This window comes from Stenotrophomonas sp. YJH_SMC_131 (genome assembly GCF_059367975.1).
In genome coordinates, this window is the sequence record NZ_JCAFRJ010000006.1 from 43,109 (window position 1) to 62,214 (window position 19,106).

Annotated in this window: 19 protein-coding genes; 3 read left to right on the forward strand and 16 right to left on the reverse strand. The window is 67.9% G+C overall.

Translation table 11 applies throughout. From position 1 onward, the window contains the following. Positions 1–6: 6 nt before the first annotated feature. The 14 genes from AC5P56_RS13590 to AC5P56_RS13655 all read right to left on the reverse strand — a co-directional run bounded on the left by AC5P56_RS13590 (position 7) and on the right by AC5P56_RS13655 (position 11,853). Positions 7–219 (reverse strand): ParD-like family protein, encoded by a 213-nt coding sequence (locus tag AC5P56_RS13590; protein ID WP_014646422.1) that lies wholly within the window; start codon positions 217–219, stop codon positions 7–9. A 68-nt stretch (positions 220–287) separates the two neighbouring features. Beyond that, on the reverse strand, positions 288–647 hold the full coding sequence (locus AC5P56_RS13595; protein ID WP_014646423.1) for a bleomycin resistance protein: 360 nt from the start codon (positions 645–647) through the stop codon (positions 288–290). A gap of 139 nt (positions 648–786) precedes the next feature. After that, positions 787–1,671, reverse strand: a complete 885-nt coding sequence (locus tag AC5P56_RS13600; protein ID WP_032958040.1) for an arginase family protein — start codon at positions 1,669–1,671, stop codon at positions 787–789. A 3-nt stretch (positions 1,672–1,674) separates the two neighbouring features. Next, positions 1,675–2,739: a GNAT family N-acetyltransferase gene (locus tag AC5P56_RS13605; RefSeq protein ID WP_262093250.1), complete on the reverse strand. Its 1,065-nt coding sequence runs from the start codon at positions 2,737–2,739 to the stop codon at positions 1,675–1,677. 28 nt (positions 2,740–2,767) lie between these two features. Then, positions 2,768–4,168 (reverse strand): aspartate aminotransferase family protein, encoded by a 1,401-nt coding sequence (locus tag AC5P56_RS13610; protein ID WP_014646426.1) that lies wholly within the window; start codon positions 4,166–4,168, stop codon positions 2,768–2,770. 64 nt (positions 4,169–4,232) lie between these two features. Beyond that, positions 4,233–4,949, reverse strand: a complete 717-nt coding sequence (locus AC5P56_RS13615; protein WP_495231739.1) for an MtnX-like HAD-IB family phosphatase — start codon at positions 4,947–4,949, stop codon at positions 4,233–4,235. A 168-nt stretch (positions 4,950–5,117) separates the two neighbouring features. Further along, positions 5,118–6,326, reverse strand: a complete 1,209-nt coding sequence (locus tag AC5P56_RS13620) for a DegT/DnrJ/EryC1/StrS family aminotransferase (protein ID WP_014646428.1) — start codon at positions 6,324–6,326, stop codon at positions 5,118–5,120. A 10-nt stretch (positions 6,327–6,336) separates the two neighbouring features. Then, complete coding sequence (locus AC5P56_RS13625; RefSeq protein ID WP_049441504.1) at positions 6,337–6,735, reverse strand: DMT family transporter; 399 nt, start codon at positions 6,733–6,735, stop codon at positions 6,337–6,339. Beyond that, positions 6,732–7,091 (reverse strand): EamA family transporter, encoded by a 360-nt coding sequence (locus AC5P56_RS13630; protein WP_014646430.1) that lies wholly within the window; start codon positions 7,089–7,091, stop codon positions 6,732–6,734. Before AC5P56_RS13630 ends, AC5P56_RS13625 begins: the two co-directional genes overlap by 4 nt. Before the next feature lies 1 nt (position 7,092). After that, on the reverse strand, positions 7,093–7,929 hold the full coding sequence (locus tag AC5P56_RS13635) for an alpha/beta hydrolase (protein ID WP_032958029.1): 837 nt from the start codon (positions 7,927–7,929) through the stop codon (positions 7,093–7,095). An 80-nt stretch (positions 7,930–8,009) separates the two neighbouring features. After that, complete coding sequence (locus tag AC5P56_RS13640) at positions 8,010–9,389, reverse strand: sensor histidine kinase (protein WP_049441505.1); 1,380 nt, start codon at positions 9,387–9,389, stop codon at positions 8,010–8,012. After that, positions 9,386–10,069, reverse strand: a complete 684-nt coding sequence (locus AC5P56_RS13645; protein ID WP_014646433.1) for a response regulator — start codon at positions 10,067–10,069, stop codon at positions 9,386–9,388. Before AC5P56_RS13645 ends, AC5P56_RS13640 begins: the two co-directional genes overlap by 4 nt. Before the next feature lie 133 nt (positions 10,070–10,202). Beyond that, positions 10,203–11,330: a metallophosphoesterase gene (locus AC5P56_RS13650; protein WP_126411856.1), complete on the reverse strand. Its 1,128-nt coding sequence runs from the start codon at positions 11,328–11,330 to the stop codon at positions 10,203–10,205. A gap of 73 nt (positions 11,331–11,403) precedes the next feature. Continuing rightward, positions 11,404–11,853, reverse strand: a complete 450-nt coding sequence (locus AC5P56_RS13655) for a winged helix-turn-helix transcriptional regulator (RefSeq protein ID WP_014646435.1) — start codon at positions 11,851–11,853, stop codon at positions 11,404–11,406. An 89-nt stretch (positions 11,854–11,942) separates the two neighbouring features. Between AC5P56_RS13655 and AC5P56_RS13660 the strand changes: the two genes are divergently transcribed. Then, entirely contained in the window at positions 11,943–13,145 is a 1,203-nt protein-coding gene (locus tag AC5P56_RS13660) for an MFS transporter (RefSeq protein WP_495231740.1), read from the forward strand. Between the two features lie 95 nt (positions 13,146–13,240). Here AC5P56_RS13660 and AC5P56_RS13665 read toward each other — a convergent pair whose 3' ends face one another. Then, positions 13,241–14,656: a GGDEF domain-containing protein gene (locus tag AC5P56_RS13665; RefSeq protein ID WP_495231741.1), complete on the reverse strand. Its 1,416-nt coding sequence runs from the start codon at positions 14,654–14,656 to the stop codon at positions 13,241–13,243. A 286-nt stretch (positions 14,657–14,942) separates the two neighbouring features. On the opposite strand from AC5P56_RS13665, the gene AC5P56_RS13670 reads away from it, so the two are divergent. Both AC5P56_RS13670 and AC5P56_RS13675 read left to right on the forward strand, forming a co-directional pair. Beyond that, entirely contained in the window at positions 14,943–17,192 is a 2,250-nt protein-coding gene (locus AC5P56_RS13670; RefSeq protein ID WP_288494681.1) for a TonB-dependent siderophore receptor, read from the forward strand. Between the two features lie 180 nt (positions 17,193–17,372). Continuing rightward, positions 17,373–18,353, forward strand: coding sequence for a cation diffusion facilitator family transporter (locus AC5P56_RS13675; RefSeq protein WP_032958024.1), 981 nt, complete (start codon positions 17,373–17,375; stop codon positions 18,351–18,353). 38 nt (positions 18,354–18,391) lie between these two features. Here the strand turns inward: AC5P56_RS13675 and nfi are convergent, their stop codons facing one another. Next, a complete protein-coding gene (gene nfi, locus AC5P56_RS13680) occupies positions 18,392–19,066 on the reverse strand; it encodes a deoxyribonuclease V (RefSeq protein WP_014646440.1) in 675 nt (224 codons plus the stop codon). Positions 19,067–19,106 lie beyond the last annotated feature (40 nt).

A 19,106-nucleotide genomic window follows, 5' to 3' on the forward strand; every position in this document is an offset into this window, starting at 1 on the left:
GTCATGTCAGGCCCGCCCGGGCGCCAGCGCCTGCGGCTGCACCCCGGCTGCCCGCAGTTCGCTGGCGACGATGTCCTGGAAGCTCAGCGTGGGGTTCATCTCGCACAGCATGCCGACCCGGATCCAGAAGGTGGCCTGGGCGTTGATCGAACGGCTGGAGACGGTGCAGGCACGGCGCAGCTGGTCGTGCAGGGTGTCATCGATGTTGACGATGCCCATGGGCGGTCCTGGCGGAATGGATATATGAAGCATATATGTTCCGTATATCCGCCTCAAGCCCGCATCGTTCAGTCCACGTGGGTGGCAAAGCGCAGTCGGTTGCCGTCCGGGTCACGCAGGAGCATCTCGCGGCTGCCCCATCCGGTGTCGTGCGGTGGCTGCTCGATCGGTACGTTGGCGGCACTGAAGGCGCGGTGCAGGGCGTCGACGTCTTCAACGATGAAGTACACCGCGCCGCCGACCTCGCAGTCGCCGCTGTGTTCGGTGAGGAAGATCGTCTGGCCGTCGCGGGTGAGCTGGGCGAACAGCGGGAAGCCGGGTTCGAAGCGGTGTTCCCAGTCGACCACGAAACCCAGCCCCTGCACGTAGAACGGCAGGGTGGTGTCGGCATGGCGCATGCGCAGTTGCGGGATGACGGTCTGGGGCATCGCGAGGCTCCGGGGCGGGAGTCCAGTGTAGTGCCGGCCGCTGGCCGGCATCCCGGCGAGCCTGGGAACGATGAGGTTGCCGGCCAGCGGCCGGCACGACCGAAGCCACGCCGGCCAGCGGCCGGCACGACCGGCGCGGTCAGCAGGCGGTCGGCACGGCGGCCATCGCCGCCAGCAGTTCGCGATTCACCTGCTGGTGCCGTGCCTGCCACACCGGCAGATCCTCGGCGCTGACGTCAGGTTGGCCGTCCAGCGACGACAGCCAGCGCTTGAAGCGGCTCTGGTAGTTGGCCAGCGACACTTCGCCGGTGATGTCGCTGCCGACCAGGCCGCCGGCGCGCAGCGCTTCTATCACCACCAGTGCGTGTTCCAGCTGGAAGCGGCCCTGGTCCCAGTTGCTGCGGGCGACGTCCTCGGCGAACACATCCTTGTCGATCGACAGGTAGGTCGGTTGCGGCGACTTGGCCTGCTCGGCGGCGAACGCGGCAACCAGTGCCTCCGGGTGCTCGAACCGTCGGAATGCACGGCCGCTGCCGAGGCGGTGGCCCCAGCCCACGTCCACATCCATGCACCAGTAAGTCAGGCGCCCGCCCATCAGCGGGCGCCAATGGTTCTCCCAGGCGTGGCCCAGGCCGATGTCACTGGAGGTGATGCCGAGCACATGGATGTGCGAGATCTGCGGCAGCTTGCTGGCCGCGTTCACCCACGACCCGCAGTGCATGCCGAACGGGAAACGCATGTTGTCCGGATGGTTGTCCAGCACCACCAGCTGGAACGGCTGGTGCGCGCGCATGCGACGCAGCAGCGGCAGGCTGAGGTGGTGGAAGTCGCCACTGCCGAGCATCACCGTGCCGAGCTGGGCCGGCAGCGGTGCCAGCACTTCAGCGGCGAAACGGTCCAGGGTTGAAGTACTGCAGGCGAAGCGCAGCGGATCGTGCCACTGCGGCAGCGCCAGGGTCTGCGCCTGTGGCAGCGGCAGTACGCCACCGTCCAGGTCCAGGATCAGCGGAAAACGCGACGACATCGTTCAACCGCCTCCATCAGGTTCGCCCTGCAGGTACGGGGCCAGCTTGCGCAGGGCAGCGCGCAGCAGCGGGGAGCGGGCGTGGATCGCGTGCCGGGTGGAGGTGAAGCGGGCGCCCAGTTCGGCCTTGATCCGCGAGTCGGTCCAGCCGGCCACGTAGTGGCTCAGGCCGTGCAGCAGCGCGTACTCGAGGTTGTGCATCCAGCTCACCGCATACAGGTTGTGCTCGCGTGATTGCGGGTAGGCCAGGCCGATGTACTTGTCCACCAGCTTTCCGGCGTGGATGTAGCACAGGTTCCAGCCGATCAACTGGCCCTGGTGGCGATACAGGAACATCCGTCCCTGGCCCTGGCTGTCGGCCAGCAGGTGTTGGAAGTAGGGCAGGTCGAGCTGGTCGAAATGCACCGCGCTCTGCGCGAACACGCCCAGGTACAGCGCGTACAGTTCGGCCTGCAGTCGCGGGTCTGCGAGGGCCGGATCGCCGGTGGCGATGCAGTCGATCTGCAGGCCATCGCGCGAGCGCAGCTTGCGCCGGATGTTCTTGCGGCGCGAGGACGACAGGCGTCCGAGATAGCCATCGATCGAATCGAAATCGATCGCCACCCAGGCCAGCGGCATGCCTTCCAGCTCGACGAAGCCGCGTGCCAGCAGCGCCTGCAGGAAGGCGCTGCTGTGTGCATTGGCCGCGTCGTCCAGCAGCGGCGAATCGATTGCCAGGTCCTTGACCACCAGCAGCCGGGAATCGCCGATCGCGTGCCGCGTCACGTCCTCGGCCAATGCCTCTGGTGCGACGTGCGCGGGCAACGGGGTGTACTCGGTGCTGGTGGCACCGACGAAGCGGGTCTTCCAGGTGATCCAGGGCCGCCACAGGCGCGACAGCGGCAAGCCAAGCAGCTTGCCGCGCAGGTCGTCGTCCATCGTGGTGGTCAGGTCGAGCGGCGCACGGAAGGTCGGCAGGCCGCTGGGAAGCAGGCCTGCCTCGAATCCAAGCGGCGGGTGGGCCAGGAAGCCCTCCAGCAGCGCGGCCGGTTCCAGCGCGGTGCTGGATGCGCGTGACGTCATCTCCATCAGCACGGGAACCGGCAGCGCATCGACCTCAGCCCTTGGCCTTGGTCAGCGCCTGGTCGAGCAGGGTGATCGCCAGGTCGATCTCTTCGTAGCTGATGTCCAGCGACGGCGCGAAGGTGATCACGTTCTTGTACCAGCCACCCACGTCGAGCACGAGGCCCATGCGCTTGCCGTCGTGCAGGAGGTCACCGGCCAGGCCGATGTCGACCATGCGGTCCAGCAGTTCCTTGTTGGGGGTGTAGCCGTCGGTCTGGCAGATCTCGGCGCGCAGGGCCAGGCCCAGGCCGTCGACGTCGCCGATCTCCGGGTGACGCTTCTGTAGGCCACGCAGGCCGTCCAGGAAGTACGCGCCCTTCTCCGGCACGGTGCGCTCGTAATCCATTTCCTTGCCCAGCTTCAGCACTTCCAGGCCGAGGCGGGTGCCCAGCGGATTGGAGTTGAAGGTGGAGTGGGTGGAGCCCGGCGGGAACACGGTCGGGTTGATCAGTTCTTCGCGCGCCCACAGGCCCGACAGCGGGTTCAGGCCGTTGGTCAGCGCCTTGCCGAACACCAGCACGTCCGGGGTAACGCCGAAGTGCTCGATCGACCACAGCTTGCCGGTGCGCCAGAAACCCATCTGGATTTCATCGACGACCATCAGGATGCCGTACTTGTCCAGCACGCGCTTGAGGCCAGTGAAGAAGTTGCGCGGCGGGATGACGTAGCCGCCGGTGCCCTGGATCGGCTCGACGTAGAACGCGGCGTACTCGGCCTGGCCGACCTTGGGATCCCACACGCCGTTGTACTCGCTTTCGAACAGGCGCTCGAACTGCCACACGCAGTGGTCGGAATACTCGTCCGGGGTCATGCCCTTCGGGCGACGGAACGGGTACGGGAACGGGATGAACATCGCGCGCTCGCCGAAGTGGCCGTAGCGGCGGCGGTAGCGGTAGCTGGAGGTGATCGACGAGGCACCCAGGGTGCGGCCGTGGTAGCCGCCCTCGAAGGCGAACATCAGGCTCTTGCCGCCGCGCGCGTTGCGCACGATCTTCAGCGAATCTTCAATGGCCTGCGCGCCGCCGACGTTGAAGTGCACGCGGCCGTCCAGGCCGAACTTCTGGTGCATGTCCACGGCAATGGTCTTGGCCAGCTGCACGCGGGTCGGGTGCAGGTACTGGCTGGCGACCTGCGGCAGGGTGTCGATCTGGTCCTTCAGCGCGTCGTTCAGGCGTTTGTTGCTGTAGCCGAAGTTGCAGGCCGAGTACCACATCTGCAGGTCGAGGTAGGGCACGCCCGCACCGTCGAACATGTAGCTTCCTTCGCCGCGCTGGAAGATCTTCGGCGGGTCGACGTAGTGGACGGTGTCGCCGAAGGAGCTGTAGCGGGCTTCGTCGGCCAGCAGCTGCGCGTCGGAGGCAGCCGCGTCGGCGTTCTTGTCAAAAATGTTCATGCAGTTCGGTTCCGTGAAGGACGTTCGAAAGGGGTGACGGGGGAGCGCGCCTGGAAGGGAGTGCTCAGGCGGTGGCCAGCAGCAGGGGCAGTGCGGCGGGCTGCGGGCTGGCGTCGAGGCGACGTGGCTGCAGCAGGCTGCCATCGAGCAAGCGCGGCAACAGTGCGATTGCATCGTGGAAGGAATCGATGGCGGCATGCTCGATGCCGGCCTTCGTGCAATGGGTGATCAGGCGGCGCTTGGCGAACACGAAGTCGGCATCTTCGGAGACGCAGAAATCCGAGCTGCCATCGCCGATCATCAGCACGCGTGGTGCTTCGTCGGCACGCGCCTGCGCGGCGCAGGTGCACTTGCAGGTACCACTGCGGCATCCTTCGGCCTGGTAGGGCGACTCCAGTTCCCAATGGTCTTCGCACCAGCGCAGGTGGTTGGCCACCACCGGCAGTCGCGACAGGCCGTGGTTGGCGAGGATGCGGTGGATCGCATAGTCCAGCCCGTCGCTGACGATGCGCAGCGGCACGCCCAGCTGTTCGGCGCGGCTGACAAAGGCGGCGAAGCCCGGATCGATCTGCACCTGGTCCAGGTGCGCGTCGAGCGTGGCCGGGTCCAGCTTCAACAGCCGCACCTGGCCCTGCATGCATTCACGCGAGCCGATCTTTCCCGCCTTCCACTGGTCTTCCAGTTGCTGCCAGCCCGGCTGGCCGTACTTCTCCAGCAGCGAGTCGATGACATCTTCGAGGCTGATGGTGCCATCGAAGTCACACAGGATGCTCCAGTGCATGGGCAGGTCCGTCGATGAAAGAAACGTCCGGCACGATGCCGGGGCAGGCTCAATGTAGGCAGGCAGCCTTTCTCGTTCCTTTCCTGTTGAAAGCCTGCACCGCCGGGTGGGGAAAGTGTTCAGGAATCGAGCGTGCTGAATGGGCGTGATGCCGTGAAAACCGCGCTTTCAGGGCTGCGCAGCGGCCAGCGCCCGCAGGATCTGCGCGGTCTCTTCCCGGGTCTGCCAGGCGCTGTTGCCGAGGGTCAGCATGCGTGCGGCGAAGTCGCGCGCGTTCGGCATGTCGTCCTGCGGCACGATGCCACGCAGGTAGGCGTAGTCGGGCAGGGCATGGATGAACATGCGGCTGGCACCGAGACCGCGCGGCCACAGTTCGTCCAGTGCGGCATCGCGCGCGCGCTGGCTGGGCAGCAGCAGCATCAGCATCGGCCAGGTGCCGCCGGTGCCGGCCAGGCCATCGACCACCTCCACCGCCGGCAGCTGTGCCAGCTGCACACGCAGCTGCAGTGCGCGCAGGCGCCCGGCCTGCAGGAACGCAGGCAGCCGCCGTGCAGCGTGGGCGCCCACGTTCTGCCGCCACTGGCTGACCCGGTGCTGGGGGATGTCCAGCGGGAAAATGTCTCCGACCGCGTCTTCCAGATCGCCGCGTTGCAGGGCGCTGCGCAGCGGATTGCCGTACACCAGCGACAGCAGCGAGGGGCGGTAACAGGCGGCAAGACCCAGCAGCTGCACGCTGCGAAGCAGCTCCCAGCGCAGGCTGAAACGTACCTGTTCGGCGGCATGTTCGGCCAGCGCGGCGCGCAGCTCGTCATCGCGGCTGACCAGCAGGCCGCCTTCATGCAGGCTCAGCCCCTTGCCGGCGGCCAGGCTGAAGAATCCGATGTCGCCACGCAGGCCCACGCTGCTGTTGCCGACCCGTGCGCCCAGCGCCTGTGCGGCATCTTCGATCACCCAGGCGCCGGCGCCGCGTGCGACCTCGCAGGCCCGTTCGACATCGGCGATGCGCCCGCCGAGGTGGGTGGGCAGGATCGCCAGCGTCCGTGCGTCGGCCAGGCGCGAGAGCTGTGCCGGATCAAAGTCGAAATGGCCACGCCGGGTATCGCACAGCTGCACGCGCAGGCCGAGGCTGTGCACCGCGATCGGCACGAGCGGACAGGTATAGGCCGGCAGGATCACGGTATCGCGCTTGGGCGCGCGCTTGCGCAGGGTGCGCAGTGCGATCAGCAGCGCGTGGGTGCCGGAACAGGTCAGCTGCAGCGGCGGTGTGCCGAGCTGGGTGGCCAGGATGTCGCGCAGGTCGCCGCCGCCGGGAAGGAAGTCGCTGGCCTGCATCGGCAGGCCAGCGGTCGGCGGCAGTTCGCGCGCGAACAGGCTCATCGCAGCCCGCTCACGAAGTGCTGTCGGCGGGGCTGTGCGGATCATCCGCTTCGGCGCGGCCGAGGCAGACGATGCCAGCCACGATCAGTACCGCACCGACAAGGTGATGCAGGGTCAGCGGCTCTTTCAGCAGCCAGGCCGACAGCAGCAGCACACTGATCACCTCCAGGTGCGAGGCCGCGAACGCCGGGCCGATCGGCGCATGGCGCAGCAGGCTCATCCAGGTGAAGAACGCGCCGACGTAGCCGAGGACCGCGCCGTATACCCACGGCTGCGACAGCACGCGCAGCAGCCACGCGGTGTTGGCCTCGACCGGCAGCGCGGCGTCACCGGCGTACTTGAAGCACAGCTGGGCCAGCGTGTCGAAGGCCATCAGCAGGGGAAAGCCGATCACATACAGGCGCCTCATGAGCCGGCCCCCACCACCGCCACGCCCGCCGTGACCAGCAGCATGCCGGTCACCCGCAATGGCGTGAGCTTTTCGCGGAACAGGATGCGGCCGGCGATCATCAGCGCGACGATGTTGATCGAGCCCAGCAGCACGCCCTTGGACAACGGCACCAGCGACAGGAACGCGATCCAGGCAACGAACTCAAGCACGTAGCAGGCGATGCCGATCCACAGCCAGGGGCGGCTGAGCATGTGTTTCCAGCGTTGCAGTCCTTCGCCATCCTGCGGGTCGCTGGCGGCGGCCTTGAAGGCGAGCTGGCCACCGGTATCGAGCACCACATTGGCCAGCCACAGCAGCGTGGCGAGTGCCCCCATCTCAGGCCACCGCCTTGAGCACGCCGCTGCGTTCACCGATTTCGGTGAAGAAACGCGCGCTGCGGCGGATCACCTCGCGGCGTTCGCGGTCGATCGTGATCATGTGGTAGCTGTCTTCCAGCACCACCAGTTCCTTCGGACCGCTGACCCTCGATATCACCAGTTCAGCGTTGCCCATGCTGGCCACGTCGTCTTCGCGGGCGTGCATCACCAGGCACGGTGCGGTGACCTGGTGCAGGTGGCGGCGGGTCCAGTTGCTCAGGGCGCGCATCTCGGCCAGCGCGTGCCAGGGGTTGCCCGGCAGGCCGGCCGCGGCGCTGTCGCCGGACAGCATGGCGGCACTGACCTGCGCACGCAGGCGCTCGTCACGCAGGCCATAGGGCGGTTCTTCCATGAACATGCGGTCGCGGCCGATGTTGAAGCGCTTGAACCACGGCAGCAGGAACGACAGGCGGGCCACGGCGGGAATGTTCCAGCCGTCGTAGCGGAAGGTGGCGCCATACACGCCGACGCCGGACACCCATTCGGGGCGGCGTGCAGCCAGCGCCAGCGCCAGTACCGCGCCCATCGACAGGCCGCCGACGAACAACTGGTCGACCTTGCCACGCAGGCTCGCCGCTGCATCTTCCACGCCCTGGTACCACTGTTCCCAGGTGGTCGCCAGCAGGTCATCCACGGTGCCGCAATGGCCGGGCAACTGCACGCCGTGTACGGTGAAGCCGGCGTTGTTCAGGCCCTTGCCCAGCATGCGCATTTCCGCCGGGGTGCCGGTCAGGCCGTGGACCAGCAGCACGCCCTGCGGGCCACCGGGGAGGAAGAAGTCGTGCGATTCGGTCACCTGGCGGCTCCGGGACGGCAGTGGGGATGGTCAGGATCGCAAGCGCGATTTTCGCCAGCCTTTCAGCGCCCCGGTACGGGTCAGGGGGCCTTCAGCAGCGGCAGTGTGATGGCGACCTTCAGGCCCCCACCGGCGCGGTTGAGGAAGGTCAGGCGGCCGCCGGAATGCTCCACCGCTTCGTGCGCGATGGCCAGGCCCAGGCCGGTGCCGCTGGCTGCGGTGCCAGGCGCTCGGAAGAAGCGCTCGCCCAGCCGTGGCATCACGTCCTCGGGCACGCCGGGGCCGTTGTCCTCCACGTACAGTTCGACGTCATTGTCATCCAGCGCATGCACGCCGACCGTGACGGTCGCATCGCGGCCGGCATAGCGCAGCGCATTGTCGATCAGGTTGTCCAGTGCTTCCTGCAGCTGGGCACCATTGCCGAGCACGCGCAGCGGGTGGGGGCTGCCGCGGTAGCCCAGATCGATGCCATCGCGGATCGCTTCGGGCACGCGCATGCCGACCCACTGCGGCACCAGCTCGCACAGGTCCAGTGCCTCCACGGTATCGGGTACGGTCTGCGCCCGGCTCAGTGCGAGCAGCTGGGTGCTGACCCGGGCGGTGCGCTGGTTGAGCCGGCGGATGTGCTGCAATGCCTCGCGCACCGTGTCCGGGTCGCCATGTGCCAGTGCCTGGTCCACGTGCAGGGCCATGCCGGCCAACGGCGAGCGCAGCTGGTGCGCGGCATCGGCGATGAAACGGTTCTGCAGCGTGATCATTTCCGCCTGGCGCGCGAACAGATCGTCGATGGTGCTGATCAGCGGCTGGATCTCTTCGGGCACGTCGGCATCGGAGATCGGTGCCAGTTCGCCGCGGCGCTGCGCCAGGCGGGTCCTCAGCGGGGTCAGGATGCGCAGGCCATGGGTCACCCCGAACCAGACCAGCGCGGCGGTGCCCAGCGCCAGCATGGTCATCAGCGGGATGATGATCATCAGGATCTCGCGCGCGCGCTGGCGTCGTTCGGCCATGCTTTCGGCCACCGTCACCGCCAGCTGGTCCTGCGGATCGTTCATCGCACGCGTGCAGACGGTGGCCATGCGCACCGGCTGGCCGTTGAGAATGCCATCGTACAGGGTGGGGTCCACGCCGGTGCATTCCTGCGAAGGCGCGTAGGCACTGAAATCCGCATTGCCGCTGAGTGTCCCCTGGCGGCTGCTGTCCACGTTGAAATAGCGATGGCCGTCGGGCTCGTATTCGATCAGGAAGCGCGCCTGCGGAGACAGGTCGCTGGTCACCGGCATGGTGCTCAGCATCTGCGCGAACGAGTGCGTGTCGTCGATCAGGTTACGGTCGTGGATGCGGTTGGAATAATCCAACGCAACGTAATAGGCCAGGATCGTATTGAAGGTAAGCAGGCCCAGCATCGGCAACGCCAGGAAGGCGAGCAGGCGCCGGCGCAGGCTGGGGGGGCCACTGATCACGGGGCGCTGTCGTCCTGCGCGTCTTCCAGCATGTAGCCCAGTCCGCGCACGGTGCGGATGCCCATGCCGCCGGGCTGCAGCTTGCGGCGCAGGCGGTGCAGGGCGATGTCCAGGCCGTTGTCGGTCAGGTCCTGGCCCCAGTCGCACAGCGCCTCCACCAGCTGTGCGCGCGAGACGATGCGCTCGGCGCGTACCGCCAGTGCCGACAGCAGGCCGAACTCGCGTGCGGTCAGTTCCAGCGACTGGTCGTCGATCCACACCCGATGCCCGGCCAGATCGATGCGCAGGCGGCCGATGCGCAGGTCCGGGTTGCCATTGCTGGTCACGCGGCGCAGCTGTGCGCGCACGCGGGCTTCGAATTCGTCCAGTGCGAATGGCTTGACCAGGTAGTCGTCGGCACCGAGGTCGAGCACGCGCACGCGTTCGGCCAGGCCGTCGCGGGCGGTCACCACCAGTACCGCCAGGCCATCGCCGCGCTGGCGCAGGCGCTGCAGCACGTCGCGGCCATCCAGCTGTGGCAGGCCCAGGTCCAGCACCAGCAGCGCGTATTGGGTCGAACCCAGCGCGGCGTCGGCGTGCGCGCCGTTGTCGACGTGGTCGACCACATGCCCCTGCCGGCGCAGCGAGGCGCACAGGCCGGAGGCGATGTCCGGGTCGTCTTCAGCAATCAGAACGCGCATGCGCGGGGAGCTCCTGTAACGGTCGGGCCCAGCGGGTGGACGGGGCGGGCCTCTCGGCTGCCGAGGGTAGCCGCAAACCGGGTGAAGGTGGAGCGCGCCGGCACCTCCCGGCACCGTCGCGCTGTCCCGCCATTCAGTCCTGCAGGCCCGGCTCACCCAGTGCCAGCGGCACCCGTGAGCCGTCCAGCAGGCCGCGGCTGAGCCTGCCATCCTCGATGAACAGCAGTTCGCCGTTCTCGCCGTTCTTGATGCTGCTGTCGATGGCGATCACGCGGTCGCCGTGGAAGCTGCTGACGTGTGGCATCGAGGTATGGCCAACCACGATGCGCGTGAGCTGCAGGCGGTCGAGCACGGCCTGTACCCCCGCTGTGTCGAGGCGGCCATCGAAGTAGCCGCGGTACCAGATCGGGCTGGTCTTGCCGTCATACAGCGGTGCGGTGGCCGGGTCGGCCTTCACTTCGGCCTTGGGCAGGCCCAGAGAGGCCTGATAGGCCGCATTGGTGCGTGCCGGGTCCAGCGCCAGCTGCACCGCTTCGGGCGAGATGCCGCCATGCAGGAACAGGGTATCGCCGATCTTCAGCAGCACCGGGCGGGTGCGCAGCCACTGCCCGATCACCGAGTCGGCGCCATACAGTTGCGGGTAGCTGCGGCCCAGCAGCTGGGCGCTGCGCAGGTACTTCGGGTTGACGTAGCGCAGGTCGTCGTACAGCACCATGGTTTCGTGGTTGCCTAGCACGAAGTGCACTGCGCCACCGGCGGCGGCGGCCTGCTGCTGCAGGCCGTACAGCAGCCAGAACGCCTCGGTCACCTGCGGGCCGCGGTCGAATACATCGCCAGCGATGACCAGCGTGTCCTTGCCCAGGGCCCAGCGATCCTGCGCGTCGATGACCTGGTGGGCGCGCAGCAGGCGCACCAGCAGCCCGTACTGGCCATGGATGTCCGACAGCGCGACGATGCGCGGCGCGGCCGGCAGCACGGAGACCGAGGCCGCATTCGGCGCGGCCACGTGCACGGTGTGTTCGTAGCCACAGCGCGGCGCGATATCGGTGCCCGTCGTGTTGATGGCCAGCGAGCGCGACTCGACCTTGTCGTCGCAGATCCACTTGGCCTGCAGCTGGTCGCCCTGGCGGAATACATAGGGGCCATCGGCCTGCACGTGGTCGGCGGGCGCGGCAACCTCGCGGGCCTGCGTGGTTGCTGTGGCGCAGGCCAGCAGCGGCAACAGCAGGGCGGTCAGCAGGAAAGGGCGATAGCGCGGCATCGGCGGCGTCCGGCGGCGGAAACCTCCGATGCTAACCGGCGCGGCCCGATCGTGGTGTGCGCGAATGGGCGGATCAGGCGCCGCGCCGGTCGTCCTTGAGCTTGCGCACGCGGGTGGCGGCGGCCTGCAGCGGCTGACCGTCGCGCCCGTGTGGCTGCATGTAGGGCAGTGGTCGCCGCGTGCTGGATTCGATCAACTGCGAATGGGCTTCACCGGCGCTGAAGCGATGGCGTTCTCCCCACTGGCGCAGCGCGACCAGCAGCGGGAACAGTTCCTGGCCGGCGTGGGTGAGCACGTATTCCTGGTAGGCCGAGCCATCGGAGGCCGGTTGCAGTTGCAGGATGCCGGCCTCGACCAGCCTGCGCAGGCGATCGCTGAGGATGTTGCGCGCCGCGCCGAGGCTGCGCTGGAAGTCGCCAAAGCGCGTGACGCCGTCGAAGGCATCGCGGATCACCAGCAGTGCCCAGCGATCACCGAGCAGGTCGGCGCTGCGGGCAACGGGGCAGGGACTGTTGGCGTGCATGCTGTGGCCTCCGAATGTGGTTGCAGTTTAAAACCAATGACGATAGCCTGCATCAAGTTTCAAATTGCAACTACATCATGAGCGCATCGATGTCCCGCCCATTGCTGACCCTGCTCGCGGTCGCGGCCGGCGCCAGCGTTGCCAACGTCTATTACGCGCAACCGCTGCTGGATCGGCTGGCACAGGCCTTCGCATTGGACCGTGCCGTGGCGGGCGCAGTGTTGGCGGCAACCCAGGCCGGCAGTGTGCTGGCATTGCTGGGCCTGCTGCCGCTCGCCGATCGCGGTGACCGGCGACGCCTGCTGCGGATGCAGTTGATGGCGCTGGTGCTGGCCCTGCTGTGGCTGGCAGCGGCACGCACGGCCGGTTGGCTGTTGTCGGGCATGCTGCTGGCCGGGCTGTTGGGCACCGCGCTGACCCAGGGCTTGATCGCCTATACCGCCACGCTTGCGCCGCCCGAGCAGCGCGGGCGCCTGGTGGGCGTGGTGCAGGGCGGCGTGTTCATCGGCCTGTTGCTGGCGCGCGTTGTATCGGGCGCGGTCGCGGCCACCGTCGGCTGGCGGGCGGTCTATCTGCTGTCGGCAGCGCTGATGGCGGCCCTGGCCGTGCTGCTGTGGCGGCGCCTGCCGGCGGTGCCGGTGCCGGCGGCACCACCGCGCTGGCGCGAACTGCTGGGTTCGATGCTGGGCATGCTGCGCCGGGACCGCGCGCTGCGCGAGCGTGGGCCGCTGGCATTGCTGCTGTTTGCTGGCCTCAACGTGTTCTGGGCGGCGGTGCCGCTGCCGCTGTCGGCGCCGCCGTTGCAGTGGTCCACCGCGGCCATCGGCGCACTGGGCCTGGCCGGCGTAGTGGGCGCCTTGATGGCGGCGCGGGTCGGGCACTGGATGGACCGCGGTTTCGCCGGTCGGGTCAGTCTTGGCGCGTTGCTGCTGATGCTGGCCGCGTGGTGGCCGCTGCTGGGCCTGCCGCAGTCGCTGTCGTTGCTGCTGCTGGGCGTGATCGTGCTCGACCTCGGTGGGCAGGCACTGCACGTATCGAACCAGGCGCTGCTGCTGCGTGCACCGGCAGAACAGCATGGACGCCTGGTGGCGTTGTACATGCTGTTCTATGCAGTGGGCAGTGGTGCCGGTGCGGCTGCCGGGCCCTGGATGCAGGCCCGGCATGGCTGGCCTGCCGTGTGCCTGCTGGGTGCAGGCATCGCGGCGCTGGCGCTGCTGTGGTGGGCAGCATGGCGGGTGGTGGCGTCCAATGCATCGGCTGGCGGGCGAATCGGTAGAGTCGACTGTCGGTAGAGTCGACTGTCAGTCGACTGCTCTTCGCCCCGCGTGCGAAAAATCCCGCGCTGCGTGCGATAGTCGACCAGCGGTCGACTCTACCTGTCCTGTCGTCATCGCTGCAGTGCACGCCGTCCCGGTGCTTCCTCAAGGTCCGCGCTGGCCACTACCACGCGGTTGCGGCCGCTGCGCTTGGCCTCGTACATCGCCGCATCGGCCCGTGCCATCAGCCGCTCGTAGTCCGGGTGGCCGTCATGGCCGGCTACGCCGATGCTGGCGGTCAGTGCCAGTACCTGGCCGTTGGCCAATGCCACCGGTGACTGCGCGATCTGCCGCCGCAGGCTTTCGGCGATCACCGCGGCCTGTGATTCGCTGGCCGCGACCAGCACCACCACGAACTCCTCGCCGCCATAGCGGAACAGGTAGTCACTGCCGCGGGTCAGCTGGCCGAGCAGGCCGGCGACGTGCTGCAGCGCGCGGTCCCCGGCGTCGTGGCCGTGGCCGTCGTTGATCGCCTTGAAGTGATCCAGGTCGAGCAGCAGCAGCGAGAACGGCGTGCGGTTGCGCGTGGCCAGCTCGATCTCCCGGCGCAGCACGGTAGGCAGGAAGCGGCGGTTGAGCAGGTTGGTCAGCGCATCGCTGCCGGCATCCAGCTCGCCGATGCGCTCGAACAGCAGCGTCATCAGGGTGCGGATGGCGGCCAGGTCCTCGCGGATGGCCGGCAGCACCGCCAGTCGTTGTGCCGGGGCATCGTTGCTCGCCCGCTGCAGGTTGCTGTCGATGTGGGCCATCAGCTGGCCGACCTGCCGGGTCTCGCTGCTCTCGCCGAAGCTGGGGATGCCCTTGTGGGTGAACCACAGGCCGAACTCGGAAGTGGCCAGGCTGGCGCTGTCGCTGGCCTGTACGTGGCCAGCGAGCGCGTAGAGCAGGGCGTTCTCCCAGTCCAGCAGCAGTGCGCGCTGGCGTTCGCGTTCGGTGCCGACGTTCTGCACCAGCGAGAACAGCCGGTACGCAGCATCGGCGCGGGTCGAGCGCTCGCGTGCATGGGTATAGGCCAGGGTCATGCCTTCCATGGCGATGTCCATGATCGCGCTGAGGCAGTCGATGGCGGCGAACGCAGTGGCACTGTCGGGCGCGTCGTCGTGCAGGCGCACGAACAGTTCGTGCTTGAGCACGCGCGCGCCGCGGGTGACCAGGTCGACCGGAATACCGACCCGGGCATGCACATCGCCGATCACCCGCTGCGAGGCAACGGCGCCGGCAATACCGTCGGCATTGGTGGTCAGCAACTGCACCAGCCAGCGCTGCATGGCCGGCTGCAGGCGCTGCTTGACCTGATCGTGGGACAGGAAGCGGCGTGCACGCCCGTCCTGCAGCAGTACCTCGTAGAAGCGTTGGGCCAGCGCCGGCGGGGCATCGGCGGCGGCGGCGTGCAGCAGCGCGGTGGCGGCAGGGCCGGCCTGTTGCAGGCAGTGCTGCCAGGCCTCGGCCAGCGGTTGGCTGGCATCGTCCAGTTGGGGTGGTTCCACGTCGATCTCTGACTGCGTACGGCAAACCACGGGTATCGGCCGCGGTGGCGCACGGTTGATGGCGGGTTGGCCGGTCAGTTTATGCGCGATGCAGGGTTGCACGGCGCGCAAAGCACGTCGGCGCCGCGGCGGCAATGAGTGAACGCATTTGAGAATCACTCGCATTGATGGGAGAATGCGCGCACGGATCGGCCCGCAGGCGACTGCAGCGACGCTCCGCCTCCCCCTCGTCGTTGCCTCAAGCCCTTTGCCAGAGGCCCCGTTGCCCTGCCAGAAGGTCCAGATCATGTCTCCTGCCGTTGTCCTTTCGCCGCGCCCGCTGGCGCTCGCCGTTGCCGCCCTGCTGGCGGGAAGCGCCCTGACCGCCCAGGCCGAAACCGATGCCACCGATATCGACACGGTGCATGTCACCGCCTCGCAGATTGCCCGCCAGGCACTGGGTACCTCGACCATCACCGCCGAGGACATCGCCAAGCGCCCGCCGGCCAACGACATCGCCGAGCTGCTGCGCACCATGCCGGGCGTCAACCTCACCGGCAACAGCGCCTCGGGCCAGTACGGCAACAACCGCCAGATCGACCTGCGTGGCATGGGCCCGGAAAACACCCTGATCCTGGTCGACGGCAAGCGCATCGGTGCGCGTGATGCCGTGCGCATGGGCCGTAGCGGTGAGCGCAATACCCGCGGTGATACCAACTGGGTGCCGGCGGAAATGATCGAGCGCATCGAAGTGCTGCGCGGCCCTGCGGCGGCACGCTATGGCTCCGGTGCGTCCGGTGGCGTGGTCAACATCATCACCAAGCGCCCGACCGGCGACCTGACCGGCGCGGTCGACCTGTATGGCCTGGTGCCCGAGCACAGCGCCGAAGGCGGCAGCGAGCGCGTCGGCCTGCAGCTGAGCGGGCCGATGACCGACACCCTGTCGTTCCGCCTGTACGGCAACCTCAACAAGACCGACGCCGACTCACTGGACCTCAACCGCCAGTACGCCACCAACCCGAACGCGGTGCCGCCGGCTGGCCGCGAGGGTGTCAAGAACCGCGACGTCAACGCGTTGCTGCGCTGGGACATCACCGCCGACCAGGTGGTGGAGTTCGAAGCCGGCACCAGCCGCCAGGGCAACATCTACGCCGGTGACCGCGCGGTCAGCACTACCGGTACCTCGACCGGCGTTGACCTGGCGGCGCTGGCCGACGGCGAAGCGGAAACCAACCGCATGTACCGCAACACCGGCGCGATCACCCATCGCGGCCGCTGGGGCGACGTGACCTCGCGGGTGACCGCCGCGGTGGAAGCGGTCAACAACTCGCGCATCAATGAAGGCCTGGCCGGTGGCCCGGAAGGCAGCTTCAACGGCACCGACTGGTCGACCTCGCGCCTGCGCAACTACCAGCTGGATGGCGAAGTGAGCTTCCCGACCTCGCTGGGCAGCGCCGAGAACATCTGGACGCTGGGCTTTGAATACCTGGACAGCCGCCTGACCGACCCGTACTCGATGAGCCAGTCCAGCAGCAGCGGCGGCGGTATCCCGGGGCTGTCGGCCGATCGCGCGCGGGGCAAGGCCGACGCGCAGACCACCGCAGTGTTCGTCGAAGACAACATCTACCTGGGTGAGCGCTGGATCGTCACCCCGGGCCTGCGCTTCGACCACCACAGCCAGTTCGGCAACAACACCAGCCCCAGCCTCAATGCGCAGTTCCGCATCAACAGCGACTGGGTGGTGAAGGGCGGCATCGCCCGCGCGTTCAAGGCGCCGAACCTGTACCAGTCCAATCCGGACTATCTGTACTACACCCGTGGCAACGGCTGCCCGAATGCACTGCCGAGCCTGGGTGCCGGTTGCTACATGCGCGGCAACGCGGACCTGAAGGCGGAAACCAGCCTGAACAAGGAACTGGGCATCGAGTGGGCACCGCAGAGCGGCTGGCAGGCCTCGTTGACCTACTTCCACAACGACTACAAGGACAAGATCCAGGCCGGCTACACCCAGGTTGGCCTGACCGCCGACACCAAGGGCCGCATCTTCCGCTGGGAGAACGCGCCCAAGGCGATCGTGCAGGGGCTTGAAGGCAACCTGGTGATCCCGCTGCTGGGCGAGCAGGGCAATCGCCTGAAATGGAGCAACAACTTCACCTACATGGTGGAAAACGAGAACAAGAGCACCGGCCAGCCGCTGTCGGTGATCCCGAAGTACACCGTCAACACGATGCTGGACTGGCAGGCCACCGACAAGCTGTCGGTGCTGCTGACCGGCACGTTCTACGGCAAGCAGGAACCGGCCACCGCCAACATCAACAATGATCCGCGCTGCACCGGCAGCTGCGATCCCTCGATCGCGCTGCAGGACCGCGGTGCCTACAACATCTGGGGCGTGAGCGCGCGCTACAGGGTGACCGAGACGGTCAGCTTCGGCTTCGGCGTGAACAACCTGGCCGACAAGCGCCTGTTCCGCGAGGCCAACAGCAGCGATGCCGGTGCGGCGACCTACAACGAACCGGGCCGCGCGTACTGGGCCAGCCTGCGCTTCGGGTTCTGACCGCACGCGGACGCCGGTCCGCTGCGGTCGCCAGGCCAGGCCTGGCGCTGCCGGCCACGCTCCGGTAGCGCCGGGCCATGCACGGTGAGGGATCGCCTGGGCTGCAATGTTATAAACACCGTAATAGTCTCCCCCGCCAGCACGGCGTAGCCTGCACCGCATCGCAAAGGAGCTGTTGCCATGGGCCACGACCACGATCACCTGCCATCCCAGATCCGCCACGAGAAACCCTTGTGGTGGGCGCTCGGCCTGACCTCCACCTTCCTCGTCATCGAGGTGGTGGGCGCGTTCTGGACCAACAGCCTGGCGCTGCTGTCCGACGCGGCACACATGGCCACCGATGCACTGGCACTGATGATCGCGCTGGTCGCGGTGCGGTTGAGCCGGCGCCCGCCGGACGCGCGCCGCACCTACGGCTATGCACGCCTGGAAGCGCTGGGCGCGATGATCAACGGCGCCATGCTGTTCGTGGTCGCCGCCTACATCCTGTGGGAGGCGATCGGTCGTTTCCGCGAACCGCAGGAGATCGCATCTTCGGGCATGCTGGTGATCGCCGCCGCAGGCCTGGTCATCAACCTGATCTCGATGCGCCTGCTGCAGGCCGGCAGCGGCGAGAGCCTGAACGTGAAGGGCGCCTACCTGGAAGTGTGGGCGGACATGCTTGGCTCGGTGGCGGTGATCGCCGGTGCGTTGTTGATCAAGTGGACCGGCTGGAAGCCGATCGACCCGATCCTGGCGGTGCTGATCGGCCTGTGGGTACTGCCGCGCACCTACGTGCTGATGCGCGAGGCGATCAACGTGCTGCTGGAAGGCGTGCCCAAGGGCATGGACGTGGCCAAGGTGCGCGACAGCCTGTCCGGTCATGCTGCGGTGCTGGACGTGCATGACCTGCATGTGTGGGCGCTGGCCTCCAGCACGCCGGCGCTGACCGCGCACATCGTGATGCGCGACGGCACCGACGCCGATGCGCTGCGCCGTGAGCTGGGCGGGCGCCTGCACGATGACTTCGGCATCGAGCACGTGACGCTGCAGATTGAAGCGGACCACTGTGGTGAAGCCTGCGCTGGACCGGCGTCGGCCAAGGGCGGCGCGCAGCAGGGCCATGAAGGCCACGACCACGGTGAGGACGCGCAGGGCCATCGCGGCCACGTGCATCATTGAATGAAAATGAAAGCCGCACCGGGGAATGCCCGGTGCGGTCATTCGTCCCGTCGCGAGGCCAGCCGATCCGCCAGCCGGGTCGGTTCCGGCAGCCGGTAACCGCGCAGCGTGCGCTGCACCCAGTCCAGCGCGGTATCGGCACTGACCCGATGGCCGCCGGCCACGAACAGCGGCTTGCAGCGCACCTTGCTGCGCAGCACCCAGCCCAGTTGTTCGTCGCCATCCTGCAGCGGCGCATGTGCACCGGCCTCGGCGCCCGGTTCGACGAACCGGCCCACCAGCTTCGACTTGGCCACGCCGATGCTGGGCAGGTCGGTGACCACGCCCAGATGCGCGGCCACGCCCAGCCGGCGCGGATGGCTGATGCCATGGCCATCGACGAACACCAGGTCCGGCGTGCGCGGCAGCAGCGCCAGCGCGGCCAGCAGTGCCGGCAGCTCGCGGAAGCTGAGCAGACCGGGGATGTAGGGCATCACCGTCGGGATGCGCGCGATCTCCTGCGCCACGGGCTTCAGCGTCTCCACGTCCAGCAGTACCGCCGCGGCGCGGGTGATGGCGCCGTCGTCTTCAAAGCCAACATCCAGCCCGGCCAGCCAACGGACGTCGCGTGGCAGGCGGTCCTGGCGCTCCACGCGGCCGGCCAGCTGGAGCTGCTGCGCGCGTGCCGCGGAGACGCTGCCTTCCCAACATCCGGGATCGATCACCGTATTCATCGGTCACAGCATCGCACGGGCGGCGCCACGGCCCGGTGAG